This is a genomic window from uncultured Neisseria sp., from assembly GCF_951230505.1.
Classification (GTDB): Bacteria; Pseudomonadota; Gammaproteobacteria; order Burkholderiales; family Neisseriaceae; genus Neisseria.
Genome location: NZ_CATNVN010000040.1, coordinates 1 through 14,371 on the forward strand (window position 1 = coordinate 1; position 14,371 = coordinate 14,371).

A 14,371-nucleotide genomic window follows, 5' to 3' on the forward strand; every position below is an offset into this window, starting at 1 on the left:
ATTTTTTCAGACGGCCTTTTTTTATTGGTTTTTTGATGGGGAAAACGATAATAAAATGCTAAATTTTTTAAACAAACGGTAGTATTTTTAGATAATCGGTATATAATGCGCAGGCATGTTGTAAAAATACATATTGGAAATATCGAATTTTATTGATTTTTAGAAGAAGTTAAAAACAGTTATAGATATTTATTCTGTATATTTTGCAAATTTAGTTAAATAGGGAATGCTAAAAACATATCGTGTTAGAATTTCCCTCCTTTTTGGCTTCGCGGGATTCACTCTGTCAAGTCAAAAAGGAAAAAGATGCAAGATAAAACCATTTTTATTTTGCTATAAAAATCAAAAATAACTTAACTTTGGATGAACTAATCAATTAAAAAGGGACTCTGATACATTTCCGTCAAAAATAACCGGACACATGGTACGCGGACAGATTGCCTATAAAAGTCATCCAAGGGTTCTGTCTAAACACCATTACCGTTTCCAATCAGAAAACCGGCAGAAGGGGAAACGCTGCCGAGTTTCTCAAAGTGGCCAGCTTATACAGGCAATTGCTGTTACGACAGAATCCGTCTTACCTCTTTATTCAATCGAACTTTTTTGTTGCACACTTGTGCGGTGGAAAAGGACGATATTCGATACAAGGAAATACGCTGATTATGTCACATAAACTTGCTCCTCTTGGCCGTACCCATATTCGTCACGGCTCCTCAACTCCTGAAACCACTTCCGAATCATCTTCTCCTCTAAAAGAATGGATACACACCCAAAATTTTGGGAATAGTCCGTCGGTTTTTCCAGAACCCAAGCAATTAAGCGGTAAAAATACTGTAACGAGAGAGGCGGTTCATGTAGCTGAGGCAGCAAGATTAAATAGTACCTCATCATCTTCAGACGGTCTTGTGACAAAAATGCATGTCGCACGAGCCAGCGTTGCTTCTGTAAGCAGCGTTTCCAGTAAACATATCATTGAGCCTAAAGTGGCGAGCAAACACGTTGTTTCAAAAGAACCGGTAAATAAGTCGGTTAATCAATCGATGGAAAAAATCCTGGCTGAAAGGCAAAAAGTTTACGAAGAAGCCAAAGCAAAAAAAATAGCCGAGGCTGCCGCTGCCAAAGCAAAGGCGGTCGAACGCGCAAAAGAAGCGCATAAAGCGGCAGTCGAAAAAGCGGTTGCAGAGCGTAAAGCCAAACTCGAAGCCGCACGTAAAGAAAAAGAGGCGGAAGACAGAATTGCCGAAGAAAAAAAAACCGTTGAGATTGTCCATAAAAAGAATCTGAAGGATTCAGACGGCCATGACAAAATAGCGGGCGTTTCTTCCGGCAAAAAAGCAATCAATAGTCACGACGGACACCTCAGTTCGGGTAAAGCAAACAAAATTGACGATCATGCCGAAGGCAGGATAGGACTATCCGGAAAATACCGCGTGTATGAATCTAAAGAGTACGGTAATTACGTTCGTGTGAATGATTTTGGTGCCGATGCGCAGGGTAAAAAAGACAGTCTTCAGGCATTTAAAGCAGCTTTAGAGGCGGCGCACAAAGAAAAAGCCATGGTTTTCTTGGATGGCACTTACTATATTTCCAATCAGATTGTGATGGATAAAACCGTCTCCGGCGCGCGTGGCTTGTTTGGTTCGGGGATGGGCAAAACCAAGGTAACGTTTGATAAGGCGCAGACGGGTGTGTTCAATCCGGACACCAACCATGATGACATTCGCCAATTTGCCGGTATCTTGATTGATGGGCAAAACAATAAAACCATTGCCGACTTGTCGGTTCAATATACCAACCCTGATTTTTACCGCAAAGGCTTAAGCTATTTTGGCAAGGTAAACGGCATTTTAGTGAACGATGCGGACAATACTTTAATCAGCAAAGTAGAGGTTTCCGGTGCCAATCGTGCTGGTGTGATGTTTACGTCAACCGCTTCTTTGGAAACGGAAAAAGGTCAAAAACTGACCTTTAAAGCGCGCGTACAAAGCGGCGAAATTGATGAAAAATACGAAGCGCTGCCTTTGGGTGAAAACAACCGTATTGTTGATTCGTATCTGCACCACAACCGCGTTGCCGGTGCGCTGATCGGTTTCCAACAAAACTTTATCGGCGAGGGCAACCGTTTGGATTGGAACGGCCACGAAGCGGACGGCGGGACAGGTTATGGTATGGCTGTGGCTGCGGGTAGTTACAATTACGGCATCACATACCGTAAAAACACGACCGACCACAACTACCGCAAGGGCTTGGATGTGCATGATGGTACAGGCATTGTCATTGAAGACAATGTGTTAACGGGTGATCGGCTGTATGGCATTGTTGCCTACAACCGCCAGTTTTCTATGGATAAAGTCAAAATTACGGGCAATACCATTATCCAAGACCCGAGCTTCCGTTTGAATGTTGATGATGACTTGGGCAAGTACTACCACATGTATTCAGGGATTCAGGTGCAAACCAACACCCAATACAAAGATTTGCACTCGGCTGATAAAGGCTATTTCGATATTAGCGATAATGTCATTAAAAATCTGACGGTTTATCAAAACAATATTCAGACCTACGCGATTGAGTTCCGTAACCATGAAAGCAAAATGGATTACACGCTCAATATGGCAAACAACAAGATCAGCGGCGAATCTACCAAATATCTGATTGCCGTCATCAACGATACCTACGACCGCGTTTTATCTAAAAACGGCATTGGCAGCGGTACCATTACCATCAGCGGCAATGATGCCGATATCGGCAAGATTATGAAAGGCGCAGTACCGGTTTATGTGGAAGAACACCATGGTAATGTCGCTATGCATGGTGCGGTAACGATTCACAACAACAAAATTTCCGTGCGTGAAGAATCTGAAGGCTATGTCGAATTTGCTTATTTGAAAAGCAATGCCAAAGAGTACAACATCACCAATAACACATTGAAACTTGGTGGTGCCCTGAATGATGCTTTGGTAGACGTACACAGTACCAATCCTAAGGGCAAAGCATCTTTAAATGTAGCCAACAACAAAATCATGACGGACATTAAAGGTAAGTTGTATGATTCATGGCTGCGCTTTGAGAATGACATCAATACATATTCTGAAGGCAATATCCATAACGGCGCAGCACTGAAAAAGGTGAATACGACCGGCAGTAAAGTGGCATTGAGCGATATCTTGTCAGAAGCCAACCATATTGTTGAAACGACTAAAGAGACTGTGTATCACCATACTAAGAACGTGTATACATCAGGAGTGGAAGAACATCATACAACGACAGGGATTTTGTAAGTTGTTGAAGTCGTAATCTTTATGTTTTAAATATTGATAAATAAAAAAAGGCCGTCTGAAAATTTTCAGACGGCCTTTTCATCTAACTCACATTATTTAGCCAGTTCGGCACGCAATTTGTGGGTTACGTTCATCATCACTTGGAGTTGTTCCAGAGTTTCTTTCCAGCCACGTGTTTTCAGGCCGCAGTCTGGGTTTACCCACAGACGTTCAACCGGTACAACCTCGATGGCTTTGCGCAACAGGTGCTCAACTTCAGCTTCAGTCGGTACGCGTGGGCTGTGGATGTCGTAAACACCTGGGCCGATGTCGTTCGGGTATTTGAATTCGCCGAACGCAGTCAAGAGTTCCATGTCGGAACGTGAAGTCTCGATGGTAATGACGTCGGCGTCCATAGCTGCGATGGCAGGCAAGATGTCGTTGAACTCAGAGTAACACATATGAGTGTGGATTTGAGTGCTGTCTTCGCAACCGGTAGAGGACAGGCGGAAAGATTCGCCGGCCCAGTTCAGGTAAGCGTCCCAATCGGCACGTTTCAAAGGCAGACCTTCGCGGATGGCAGGTTCGTCAATTTGAATGACTTTGATGCCGGCTTTTTCCAGATCCAATACTTCGTCGTTCAGAGCCAGTGCGATTTGTTTGCACACGGTAGAGCGAGGAATATCGTTGCGGACGAAAGACCATTGCAGAATGGTAACAGGGCCGGTCAACATACCTTTCATCGGACGTTTGGTCAGGCTTTGAGCGTAAGTAGACCAAGCGACAGTCATGGCTTCAGGACGGCTTACGTCACCGAAGATGATAGGTGGTTTAACGCAACGTGAGCCGTAGCTTTGTACCCAGCCGTATTGGGTGAATGCAAAACCGCTCAACAATTCGCCGAAGTATTCAACCATGTCGTTACGCTCAGCTTCGCCGTGTACCAGTACGTCCAAGTCCAGTTTTTCTTGCTCTTCAACCACCAAGGCGATTTCTTTTTTCATCGCGGCTTCGTAATCTGCGGCAGACAGTTCACCTTTTTTGAAGGCTGCGCGTGCTTGGCGGATTTCGGTAGTTTGTGGGAAAGAACCGATGTTGGTAGTCGGCAGCAGAGGCAGGTTCAACCATGCTTGTTGCGCTTTGATACGGTCGGCAAATGGAGATTTGCGTTGGTCTGCGTTGGCAGGCAAATCGGCCAAGCGTTTGGCAACGTCTGCACGGTGGATTTCGCTGCTGTTGGCACGGGAGTCGGCGGCAGCTTGGCTGGCAGCCAGTTCTTCGGCGACGGAATCACGACCTTCGTTTAATGCGGCTTTCAGAACGCGCAATTCTTGGGTTTTTTGCAGGGTGAATGCCAACCAAGAGTACAGGTCAGGTTTGTTGGCTTTCAGTTTTTCTTCAACTGACAAGTCAAATGGAGTGTGCAGCAAAGAGCAAGAGCAGGAGATCCACAAACGGTCGCCCAGTTTGGCTTGCAGAGGTTCAACAGTTTCCAAAACTTTGTTCAGGTTGGCGCGCCAAATGTTGCGGCCGTCGATAACGCCGGCAGACAGAACTTTGTCGTAGTCAGCAAATGCATCCAGTTGCTCAGGAGCGCGTACCAAGTCGATGTGCAGGCCGTCAACAGGCAGGGATTTCAGCAAAGCAGCGTGTTCGGCAACAGAACCGAAGTAAGTGCTCAACAGGATTTTGGCGCTTACTTTGCTCAAAGTAGCGTAAACGTCTTTGTATGCTTCTACCCACTCTTTAGGCAGGTCAACAGTCAAAGCAGGCTCGTCGATTTGAATCCACTCGGCACCGGCTTCAACCAAAGCAGTCAGGATTTCAACGTAAACAGGCAACAGTTTAGGCAACAGGCTCAGACGGTCGAATTCAACAGCGCCTTTTTCTTTACCAACCCACAGGAAAGTCAACGGACCAACAACGGTCGGTTTGGCTTTCAGACCCAAAGCTTGGGCTTCTTGCAGCTGTTGAACGTAGTGTTTGGCGTTGGCTTTGAATTCAGTATCGGCGTGGAATTCAGGCACCAAGTAGTGGTAGTTGGTGTCGAACCATTTGGTCATTTCGATAGCGAATTGGTCTTTATTACCACGGGCCAGTTGGAAGAATTGTTCCAAAGACAGGTTTTGGCTGTCGAAGCCGAAGCGGGCAGGGATGGCACCGGTGGCAACTTGCAGGTCGAGGATGTGGTCGTAGAAAGTGAAATCGCCTACGGCAACGTAATCAGCGTTGGCAGCAGCTTGGTGTTTCCAGTTTTTCTCGCGCAAGTCTTTAGCAACAGCCAGCAATTCTTGCTCGCTGATTTCTTTGCGCCAGTATTTTTCTTGTGCGAATTTCAATTCGCGGAAGGCACCGACGCGCGGGAAGCCTGAAAAATGTAATGTTGTCATGTTAACTCTCCTAGTTGGAATTTTTAATCAGGCCGGTATGGCCTGAATGTTCGATATTGTAAATCAGAATGGGGAGGCCGTCTGTTTTATTAACGCGGACGCACGCCCAAAATATGGCAGATGGCGTAAGTCAGTTCGCTGCGGTTGAGGGTGTAGAAGTGGAAGTCTTTGACACCTTCGCGCGAGAGGACTTTGACCATGTCGATGGCGATGCTGGCGGCAACAAGGTTGCGCGTGCCTTGGTCGTCATCCAAACCTTCGTACATTTTAGACAGCCAGCTTGGGATTTTGACGTTGGTCACTTGAGCCATTTTGGTCAATTGTTTGAAATTGGTTACGGGCAGGATGCCGGGAACAATTTCAACGTCAATGCCCATCATCACGCAACGGTCGCGGAAGCGCAGATAGCTTTCCACGTCGAAGAAGAATTGGGTAATAACGTTGTTTGCACCCGCATCGATTTTGCGTTTCAGATTGATTAAGTCGGCTTGTGCAGATTTGGCTTCCGGGTGTACCTCTGGATAGGCCGCTACGGAAATATCAAAGTCGGCAACGGAGCGCAACAGCTTGACCAAATCTTCGGCATAGAAAGGTTTTTTCTCGTAGCCGGGCGGCTCGTCACCACGCAGGGCAACGATGCGGCGGATACCGCTGTCCCAATAGTCTTTGGCAATTTGACGCAACTCGTCAGGGCTGGCATCGATACCGGTCAAGTGAGGGGCTGCATCAAGGCCGGTTTCTTGTTTGATGCGTTTGACGATACTGTGTGTGCGGTCGCGTTCGCCGGAGTTTGCACCGTAGGTTACGGAAACGAATTTCGGATGCAAGGTTTGCAGGCGATGGATGGAATCCCATAGCATGGTTTCCATTTGTTCGTTTTTCGGCGGGAAAAATTCGAACGAAACATTGATGTCGCCTTTCAAATCAGAAAGGCTGTTGTTTAAAGCGGCGATTTCTCGAGCGTGATTCATGGTTATGCACCTTCTGCATATCTTTTATTTGTTGTCAGGCTGCATAATAAATTTGAGGTTAACATGAGTCAATTTCGAAATTTTCCGAAATTGTATGAATAGATTTAATAAAGACCTCAGGCCGTCTGAAAAATAGCCTGAGGTCTTGTTTGATAGGGAAGGGAGAAAGATTATTCTGCTTCATCTATCCATGCTTGTTGCACGGCTTCGAGAATACGCTCGCCGCAACGCGCCGGATCATCGTCAAATTCAGGCAACGCCATAATCAAATCACGCAGTTGGGTAAAGCGTACGGTTTTCGGATCGATGCTGTCGCCGTGTAAGTCGTAGAGTTCTTCGGCGATGCGTTGGGTATCTGTCCATTTCATGATGTGTTCCTTTATTGGGTTTGGGCTATTAGTAATTATTTTAATCAAGAAGAAGTCGGACTGCCAGATTGTTTTACGGAAGATTGGCAGATAAATGATGGCGCTATTTTTTAACAAAATAGCATAGTTGCGTTAAAATACGGCAAGACACTTAAAACTTACGGCAATCTGCCGTTTTATACTTTCTATTCCGTTTTGAATGATTTGGTTTCCATGCAAAATTTACATTTTGCTATGCAACCAAATTTTTTGGAACGGCTCTTAAGACAATCCATCGCTTAAAAATAAAAGGAAAAAAGATGAATAACGCACTCAACGCCAAGCTGTCCAAACTGATTTACGCGCTCGCTTCCGATGATCCGGAGTGTCTGTCCAAAGCAGGTGCATTTGACCGTTTGCTGTTGTTGGTTCGCGAACTTTATCGGATGTTGGACGAAACAGAAGGTTTGAAGCAGCTGGTGTTCCGTCTGTATTACGGTAAGCACTATGGCTTAATTAAACTGGATGCCGCTTCGCCCAATGACGATGCAGGCGCATTGAGGTTGAAACGTTGGATGGTTTATTCGCGTATTGCAGAGCGTATCGAAAATTGCGGCAAGCATTTGTCGGTTGTGCTTGAAGATGCGGTGTTGGAAAATGGCGCGGACAAATCTCATTATATAGATGAAGCCAATGCCATTATCGAGCGTTTCGGTTTGGTAAGGGATGAGGCAGCACTTTCGGCGATTGAGGCGGAGGAAGCGTTGAAGGCAGAGGCTGAGCTGCCGACCGTAAATAAATCTCAGAATGCTGCTCCCCGTTATAATGGCAATATGCATCAAATCAGAATGCAAGAAAAAATTGAAAATTACTCCGCTACGCAGAAAGTGGCCTCCATGCAGATTTCGCGTATGCGTTTTATTTTTCCTCATATCAAATAGTTTGCCTCATAAGCAACAGGCCGTCTGAAAACCATGAATTTGTGGTTTCAGACGGCCTTCTTCATACAATCTTGTTTTAGTGGTCTTCACGTGCATGGTTGATTGTATATTTGGGAATTTCTACGACCAAATCTTCATCGGCAACCACTGCCTGACAGCTCAAGCGTGAATCGGCTTCCAAGCCCCATGCTTGGTCGAGCAGGTCTTCTTCCAATTCGGTTGGTTCTTCCAGGCTGTCAAAACCTTTGCGGATAATCACGTGGCAGGTTGTGCAGGCACAGGATTTTTCACAGGCGTGATCGACTTCGATATCGTGGTCGAGCAGTACGTCAAGGACGGTTTGGCCTTCCGGTGCGTCTTCGATAACCGCGCCTTCGGGGCATAATGTCGCGTGTGGGAGTACGGTAATTTTTGGCATTTTTATTGTCTCGGTTGTTTAAGAGTGGTTGTGGTTAAAGTGGTTTCAGACGGCCTTGGATATTCAATATTCAGGCCGTCTGAAAAATGGGTTTATAACATGATGCCTTTATTTCTTAAATTTTTCAGACATTCGTCCAAGTAAGCATCATCATGTTCGACATAAATCGGCGAAGTAGCTGTTTCAGCCGCGTGCGAATGGTATGGGGCAACGGCTTTGCCGCGATATAGCGGGTCTTTCCATAAAGCATCGGGTTTGTAACCGCGCTTTTCCATTTCTTCCATAATCAACGCGTGATACAGGTAGAGTTTGTAGGGTGAGTGGGTAAAAACGTAATTAACCGTCGCATGCGGCCTGCCCCAGCCTGCTCCGCGTAAAGCGGCGCATTCGCGGTGTTGCCCCAAAAGCTGGGCGCGGGGGAGTAGGGGGATAAGGGTTTGGTGCCAGAGTCGCATAAAAGAAATCGTTTCAGTTTTTGGATATTTAGATAGACGACCTTTGTATCTTTCGAGGCCGTCTGAAACTGTTTAGGCATCAAATATTATCAACGCTTTGACCTGTCAGCGCACGTTGGATGTTACGGTTCATGCGCTTGGCGGCGAAGTTGTCGGTGCTGTGGCTGAGTTTGGCAACGGAGGCACGGATGTCTTCGGCTTTGCCGTCTTTCAGACGGCCTTGCAAAGCAGCGATGTCTTGCTGAATTTGTTGCAATTCTTCGGCTTCCAATAAATCGCTGTCCAACTCAAGGGCGGCGTTGACAGCGTCGGTCAGGCTTTCGGCTTCGACTACGGCTTCGGCGCGTGCGCGTGCGGCCATGTCTTCGGCGGCGTTGTTCATGCTGTCTTTGAGCATTTGGGTAATGGTGCCGTCGTCTAAGCCGTAGGAAGGTTTGACTTCGATTTGCGCCTGTACGCCGGTGCTTTGTTCTTGTGCGGAAACGGACAGCAAACCGTCGGCATCAACTTGGAAGGTCACGCGGATACGCGCTGCGCCTGCTGTCATGGGCGGAATGCCGCGTAGGGTAAATTTGGCAAGGCTGCGGCAGTCGGAAACGAGTTCGCGCTCGCCTTGTACGACGTGTATCGTCATGGCAGTTTGACCGTCTTTGAAAGTGGTGAAATCCTGTGCACGCGCGGTGGGAATGGTGGAATTGCGCGGGATGATTTTTTCGGCAAGACCGCCGTAGGTTTCCAAACCGAGCGACAAAGGTGTAACGTCAAGCAGCAGCCATTCGCCGTCGGTTTTGTTGCCGGCAAGGACGTTTGCCTGTATGGCGGCACCGAGTGCAACCACTTCGTCGGGATTGAGGTTGTTCAGCGGGGTTTGGCCAAAGAAGGTGGCAACTGCTTGTTGAACGTGCAGCATACGGGTAGAGCCACCAACCATAATCACGCCTTTGACATCTGCCTTGGTCACGCCTGCATCTTTCAAAGCCTGTTTGACGGGCTCGATGGTTTTTTGTACCAGATTTTGGGTCAGATTGTGAAACTCTTGGCGGGTAATGACGGTATGGACTTTATGGCCGTCTGAAAGTGTGGTTTCGATGACGGCTTCGGTTTGAGTGGTCAGTTTTTCTTTGGCAGTACGGACAAGGGAAAGCAGAAGCTGGCTGTCTTGTTCGTTGAGTTTGGAAAGGTCGTTTTGTTCGAGCAGGTAGCAGAACAAACGATGGTCGAAGTCATCGCCGCCCAATGCGCTGTTGCCACCGGTGGCTTTTACTTCAAACAGGCCTTTAGTCAGTTGCAATACGGATACGTCGAATGTGCCGCCGCCCAAGTCGTAAACGACAAACGTGCCTTCTGAGGCGTTGTCCAGTCCGTAGGCGATTGCGGCGGCAGTCGGCTCGTTGAGGAGGCGCAAGACATTTAAGCCTGCCAAGCGTGCGGCATCTTTGGTGGCTTGACGTTGGGCGTCGTCAAAATAAGCAGGTACGGTAATGACGGCACCGACCAAATCGCCGCCTAATGTTTCTTCGGCACGCGATTTAAGGGCTTTGAGGATTTCAGCCGATACTTCGATAGGCGTTTTTGCACCTTGACGGGTGTTTAATTCAACAACGCGCTCATTGGGTGTAAATCGATAGGGCAGGTATTGCGCCTCTTGTGCGAGGTCGGTAAGGGTACGGCCGATAAGGCGTTTGGCAGAGCTGACGGTATTTAGCGGATCGGTTTTTTGGGCAGAAAGGGCGTTTTTGCCGACTTCAACTTCGCCATCTAAATAACGGACAACCGAAGGCAGGGTGGCGCGGCCGTCTGAATCGGGCAGGCAGACTGCGCTGCCGCTGCGGACTGTGGCAACCAAGCTGTTGGTTGTGCCTAAATCAATGCCTACGGCGAGGCGGTGTTGATGGGGGGCGGCGGACATGCCGGGTTCGGAAATCTGCAAAAGAGCCATGATTGTGTGCCTTCTGATGCTGTATTTATTAGGATGGGGCAGATTTTAGCAGATTTTTGGCAGATAGTTGAGTGGTTTGCTAGGAAATAACCCTAAGGCCTAATGTTGTTTTTTGATTGAAAAGAAAGTGGATTTTGAATTCAGGCTTGTATTTTTTAAGAAATGCGGATAAAATTCAGCCTCTTTGCCTTGCCTTTTACTTCGCATGGTGAAAGGCTGTTTTTAATCATCCATAAGGAGATAACATGCGTCATTACGAGATCGTGTTTATCGTTCATCCTGATCAAAGCGAGCAAGTGCCTGCTATGGTTGAGCGTTACAAAACCATGATTACTGAAGCCAACGGTAAAATCCATCGTTTGGAAGACTGGGGCCGTCGTCAATTGGCTTACCCAATCAACAAAATCCACAAAGCACACTATGTTTTGATGAATATCGAAACTACTCCTGAAGTGGTTGAAGAGTTGGAAACTGCTTTCCGCTTCAATGATGCCGTACTGCGTCACCTGACCATCAAAACAAAACACGCTGTAACTGAAGCTTCCCCAATGCTGGGTGGCGAAAAAGCAAAAAACTTGCTGAATGGTGCAGCTGAAGAAGTTGCAGCAGCCGAATAAGATTGAACAATCTGATTAAGCTTACCGCCCGTATCTTGCAGGTTCAGCCTTTGAGATATACGCCGGCAGGAATTCCTGTTTTAGATGTTGTGTTACAACATGAATCTTGGCAGGAAGAAAACGGACAGAAATGTCTGGTCAAATTTGAAATTCCTGCGCGGATTTTAGGTAAGCAGGCTGAGGAATGGCAGTATCGGCAAGATGCCGTCATCGAATCGGAAGGTTTTTTGGCGCAACGCAGCCAACGCTTCCCCAAGCCGGTACTACGCATACAGAACATTAAAGAATATAAAGGTTAAACGACAATGGCTCGTCAATCATTCAAACGTAGAAAATTCTGCCGCTTTACGGCTGAAAAAATCCAAGAAGTTGATTACAAACAAGTTGATTTGTTGAAAGACTTCATCTCTGAAAACGGCAAAATCATCCCTGCCCGCATTACTGGTACTAAAGCACACTACCAACGTCAGTTGGCTACTGCTGTGAAACGTGCCCGTTTCCTGGCTCTGTTGCCTTACACCGATCAACACAAATAATTTTGGAGTTTAAATCATGCAAATTATTCTGTTAGAAAAAATCGGCGGTCTGGGTAACTTGGGTGACATCGTTACCGTTAAAAACGGTTACGCACGCAACTTCCTGATCCCTGCCGGTAAAGCAAAACGTGCAACCGAAGCCAACATGAAAGAATTCGAAGCACGCCGCGCTGAATTGGAAGCCAAACAAGCTGAAATCTTGGCTGATGCTAAAGCACGTCAAGAAAAACTGGAAGGCCAAACCATTACTGTTGCTCAAAAAGCTGGTGTTGATGGTCGTCTGTTCGGTTCTGTTACCAATGCTGACATCGCTGAAGCGATTGTTGCTGCCGGTATCCAAGCTGCTAAAGCAAACGTACGTCTGCCTAACGGCCCATTGAAAGCTGTTGGCGAATACGAAGTTGAAGTGGCTCTGCACACTGACGCTGTTGCTAAAATTACCGTTGCTGTTGTTGCAGCCGCTGAGTAATTGATTCATTCAAGGCCGTCTGAAAATCAAGGGTTTCCTTGGATTTCAGACGGCCTTGTTTATGTGCTTGAGCCGAAGCAAATAGGTGTCGAGTTGTCTATATTTTTGGCTGATTAAAAAGTATGGCGGTTGGCATAGAGAGATGATGTGTTAGACGAATATTCTTTCGTATTCGGATTTATCATAGTATTTAATAAAGAGATTATTTATGAATAAAATCAAAATCTTTGGGATGGGTCTGGCTGCTTTGGCTCTGGCTTCATGCGGCACTCCGCAAAAGCCTGCTGTTGATACGGCAAAACCTGTCGAGCCTGTTTCTTCTGTAAAACGCCCTGTATTTGATGCAGCGGCTGAATCTGTTGCCAGCAGCGGTTTTAATGAAAACGTCAATGTTCAGCAGTTTATCCAATATGAAGTGAAAAACCGTCGTTTCAGTGCGGAAGAATTGCGTAACTTCTTCAATGGCGTGGTGTATAAAGGCAATATTATTACCATTATGTACCGCCCAAGCACTTCGCGTCCGTGGTATGAATTCCGTACCGGTAACTCCGGTGCAGCCAAATTTAACGGCGGCAGACAATTCTATGCGGCAAACCGTGCCGTAATTGATGATGTAGCACGCAAATACGGTGTTCCTGCCGAATTGATTGTGGCGATTCTTGGTATCGAAACCAATTATGGCAAAAATACGGGCAGCTTCCGCGTTGCTGATGCTTTGAGTACATTGGCCTTTGATTATCCACGCCGTGCCGAATTTTTCCAAAACGAATTGAGCGAACTTTTGCTGATGGCAAAAGAAGAAAAAGAAAATATCTTTGACTTCAAAGGCAGCTATGCCGGCGCGATGGGCATGCCGCAATTTATGCCTTCCAGCTACCGTAAATGGGCTGTGGACTATGATGGTGACGGTCATCGCGATATTTGGAATAATGTCGGCGATGTGGCGGCTTCTGTCGCCAATTATATGAAACAGCATGGCTGGCAGACCGGCGGTAAGATGGTTGTGCCGGTCAGTCTGACGATTACGCCGCACTTGCAGGCGATTATCGATGAGAAAACTGCTTTGACACGCACTGTCGCAGATTTCAAAGCCTTGGGTGTTGTGCCTCAAGCTGCTGTTGCCGATAATGAGAAAGCTGTGTTGTATGCTTTGGAAACCAGTCCTGGCGTATTTGAATACTATTTGGGCCTGAATAACTTCTACACCGTATGGCAATACAACCACAGCCGCATGTATGTAACAGCGGTACGCGATATTGCGAATGCAATCAATAACAATGGCCTGTAAGCCATAAGAAAACCACCCTTCGGGGTGGTTTTTAAATATCGAGAATTTGTAAAGGAGGTTAAGCCATCAGTCTGATTTTCATGGCGTAACGTTTTTTACTGTGTCCTGAAACAAATTGTCCGCCTCGGGCAGGGGATAAAAACGCATTGCCTTCTGCGGTTGGCTCTGCACAAGTATATTGGCCGTTTCGATCGCTCCAAAGTGCGTACACAGGTAGATTGTGGGTACGGATATCCAGTTTCAAGCCGTCAAATGCAACGTGTGCATCTTGGTCGGAGGAAACAAATTCGGTATGGGAGATATAGTCAGCATCGTATGGTGCGCCGTTAAAATCAAATTGTGTGCCGGCGGCGGTAAAGTAGGGGTGGAATCCTGGAGACGTGCGGACAGGCGATTCGCCGTAATTGCAGACGGTCAGGATGGCGATGGCTTCATTTTCGTTAGGCAGGCTGTAATCAAGCAACCATTCGACGTGTTCATAGCCTTTTTCTGTGCTGATTAATTTCAAGCCGATATCTGATTCATTTTGATGGCGGATTTCCCAGTCTGAGGTTCTGCCGAAACCATGTTGGGCCAGATGATTTTTGCTGTCAGGTCCGAATTGGGGTAGGCAGACGTGCATACCGCCGCGTAATTTTGTGTCATCGCCCACTTGAACGCTGGTTTTCGGAAATAAGACTTCCCGTCCTTTCAGAACCAGGGAATCAATATATCCGCCCATTGTATTGACTTGCATTGTG

14 protein-coding genes are annotated in these 14,371 nt (G+C 46.8%); 7 read left to right on the forward strand and 7 right to left on the reverse strand.

Annotation, left to right across the window (positions count from 1 at the left end; translation table 11 throughout):
* Window positions 1-662: 662 nt before the first annotated feature.
* Window positions 663-3,281: a right-handed parallel beta-helix repeat-containing protein gene (locus tag Q1M25_RS04150; protein WP_367275821.1), complete on the forward strand. Its 2,619-nt coding sequence runs from the start codon at window positions 663-665 to the stop codon at window positions 3,279-3,281.
* A gap of 92 nt (window positions 3,282-3,373) precedes the next feature.
* On the opposite strand, the gene metE is transcribed toward Q1M25_RS04150, so the two are convergent.
* The 3 genes from metE to iscX form a co-directional block, all read right to left on the reverse strand.
* Complete coding sequence (metE, locus tag Q1M25_RS04155; protein WP_300482080.1) at window positions 3,374-5,650, reverse strand: 5-methyltetrahydropteroyltriglutamate--homocysteine S-methyltransferase; 2,277 nt, start codon at window positions 5,648-5,650, stop codon at window positions 3,374-3,376.
* A gap of 89 nt (window positions 5,651-5,739) precedes the next feature.
* A complete protein-coding gene (gene metF, locus Q1M25_RS04160) occupies window positions 5,740-6,621 on the reverse strand; it encodes a methylenetetrahydrofolate reductase (RefSeq protein ID WP_003745556.1) in 882 nt (293 codons plus the stop codon).
* 170 nt (window positions 6,622-6,791) lie between these two features.
* Window positions 6,792-6,989 carry a Fe-S cluster assembly protein IscX gene (iscX, locus tag Q1M25_RS04165; RefSeq protein ID WP_003682097.1) on the reverse strand — a complete coding sequence of 66 codons (198 nt, stop codon included), beginning with the start codon at window positions 6,987-6,989 and terminating at the stop codon, window positions 6,792-6,794.
* Between the two features lie 299 nt (window positions 6,990-7,288).
* On the opposite strand from iscX, the gene Q1M25_RS04170 reads away from it, so the two are divergent.
* Window positions 7,289-7,909 (forward strand): hypothetical protein, encoded by a 621-nt coding sequence (locus Q1M25_RS04170; protein ID WP_300482081.1) that lies wholly within the window; start codon window positions 7,289-7,291, stop codon window positions 7,907-7,909.
* Between the two features lie 76 nt (window positions 7,910-7,985).
* Here Q1M25_RS04170 and fdx read toward each other — a convergent pair whose 3' ends face one another.
* From fdx to hscA, 3 genes are all read right to left on the reverse strand, one after another.
* On the reverse strand, window positions 7,986-8,327 hold the full coding sequence (gene fdx / locus Q1M25_RS04175) for an ISC system 2Fe-2S type ferredoxin (RefSeq protein ID WP_003686005.1): 342 nt from the start codon (window positions 8,325-8,327) through the stop codon (window positions 7,986-7,988).
* 92 nt (window positions 8,328-8,419) lie between these two features.
* Entirely contained in the window at window positions 8,420-8,782 is a 363-nt protein-coding gene (locus tag Q1M25_RS04180) for a TIGR02328 family protein (protein WP_300482083.1), read from the reverse strand.
* Window positions 8,783-8,861: 79 nt separating this feature from the next.
* On the reverse strand, window positions 8,862-10,721 hold the full coding sequence (gene hscA / locus Q1M25_RS04185; protein ID WP_107848784.1) for a Fe-S protein assembly chaperone HscA: 1,860 nt from the start codon (window positions 10,719-10,721) through the stop codon (window positions 8,862-8,864).
* Between the two features lie 245 nt (window positions 10,722-10,966).
* On the opposite strand from hscA, the gene rpsF reads away from it, so the two are divergent.
* The 5 genes from rpsF (at window position 10,967) to mltB (ending at window position 13,631) form a co-directional block, all read left to right on the forward strand.
* Window positions 10,967-11,338 (forward strand): 30S ribosomal protein S6, encoded by a 372-nt coding sequence (rpsF, locus tag Q1M25_RS04190; protein WP_004519252.1) that lies wholly within the window; start codon window positions 10,967-10,969, stop codon window positions 11,336-11,338.
* Complete coding sequence (priB, locus tag Q1M25_RS04195) at window positions 11,335-11,637, forward strand: primosomal replication protein N (protein WP_191620531.1); 303 nt, start codon at window positions 11,335-11,337, stop codon at window positions 11,635-11,637. The genes rpsF and priB overlap by 4 nt, the downstream gene beginning before the upstream one ends.
* A 6-nt stretch (window positions 11,638-11,643) precedes the next feature.
* Window positions 11,644-11,874, forward strand: coding sequence for a 30S ribosomal protein S18 (gene rpsR / locus Q1M25_RS04200; protein ID WP_003678863.1), 231 nt, complete (start codon window positions 11,644-11,646; stop codon window positions 11,872-11,874).
* 16 nt (window positions 11,875-11,890) lie between these two features.
* Window positions 11,891-12,343 (forward strand): 50S ribosomal protein L9, encoded by a 453-nt coding sequence (gene rplI, locus Q1M25_RS04205; protein ID WP_003678862.1) that lies wholly within the window; start codon window positions 11,891-11,893, stop codon window positions 12,341-12,343.
* Between the two features lie 208 nt (window positions 12,344-12,551).
* Window positions 12,552-13,631, forward strand: coding sequence for a lytic murein transglycosylase B (gene mltB, locus Q1M25_RS04210; RefSeq protein WP_300482090.1), 1,080 nt, complete (start codon window positions 12,552-12,554; stop codon window positions 13,629-13,631).
* 58 nt (window positions 13,632-13,689) lie between these two features.
* On the opposite strand, the gene Q1M25_RS04215 is transcribed toward mltB, so the two are convergent.
* On the reverse strand, window positions 13,690-14,371 hold a 682-nt coding region (locus tag Q1M25_RS04215; RefSeq protein WP_300482092.1), incomplete at its 5' end, for an aldose epimerase.

What these genes read in the sequence shown, in the direction of transcription:
- Q1M25_RS04150 (WP_367275821.1), top strand. Translation starts at nt 663, where the DNA reads ATGTCACATAAACTTGCTCCTCTTGGCCGTACCCATATTCGTCACGGC.
- metE (WP_300482080.1), bottom strand. Translation starts at nt 5,650, where the DNA reads ATGACAACATTACATTTTTCAGGCTTCCCGCGCGTCGGTGCCTTCCGC.
- metF (WP_003745556.1), bottom strand. Translation starts at nt 6,621, where the DNA reads ATGAATCACGCTCGAGAAATCGCCGCTTTAAACAACAGCCTTTCTGAT.
- iscX (WP_003682097.1), bottom strand. Translation starts at nt 6,989, where the DNA reads ATGAAATGGACAGATACCCAACGCATCGCCGAAGAACTCTACGACTTA.
- Q1M25_RS04170 (WP_300482081.1), top strand. Translation starts at nt 7,289, where the DNA reads ATGAATAACGCACTCAACGCCAAGCTGTCCAAACTGATTTACGCGCTC.
- fdx (WP_003686005.1), bottom strand. Translation starts at nt 8,327, where the DNA reads ATGCCAAAAATTACCGTACTCCCACACGCGACATTATGCCCCGAAGGC.
- Q1M25_RS04180 (WP_300482083.1), bottom strand. Translation starts at nt 8,782, where the DNA reads ATGCGACTCTGGCACCAAACCCTTATCCCCCTACTCCCCCGCGCCCAG.
- hscA (WP_107848784.1), bottom strand. Translation starts at nt 10,721, where the DNA reads ATGGCTCTTTTGCAGATTTCCGAACCCGGCATGTCCGCCGCCCCCCAT.
- rpsF (WP_004519252.1), top strand. Translation starts at nt 10,967, where the DNA reads ATGCGTCATTACGAGATCGTGTTTATCGTTCATCCTGATCAAAGCGAG.
- rpsR (WP_003678863.1), top strand. Translation starts at nt 11,644, where the DNA reads ATGGCTCGTCAATCATTCAAACGTAGAAAATTCTGCCGCTTTACGGCT.
- rplI (WP_003678862.1), top strand. Translation starts at nt 11,891, where the DNA reads ATGCAAATTATTCTGTTAGAAAAAATCGGCGGTCTGGGTAACTTGGGT.
- mltB (WP_300482090.1), top strand. Translation starts at nt 12,552, where the DNA reads ATGAATAAAATCAAAATCTTTGGGATGGGTCTGGCTGCTTTGGCTCTG.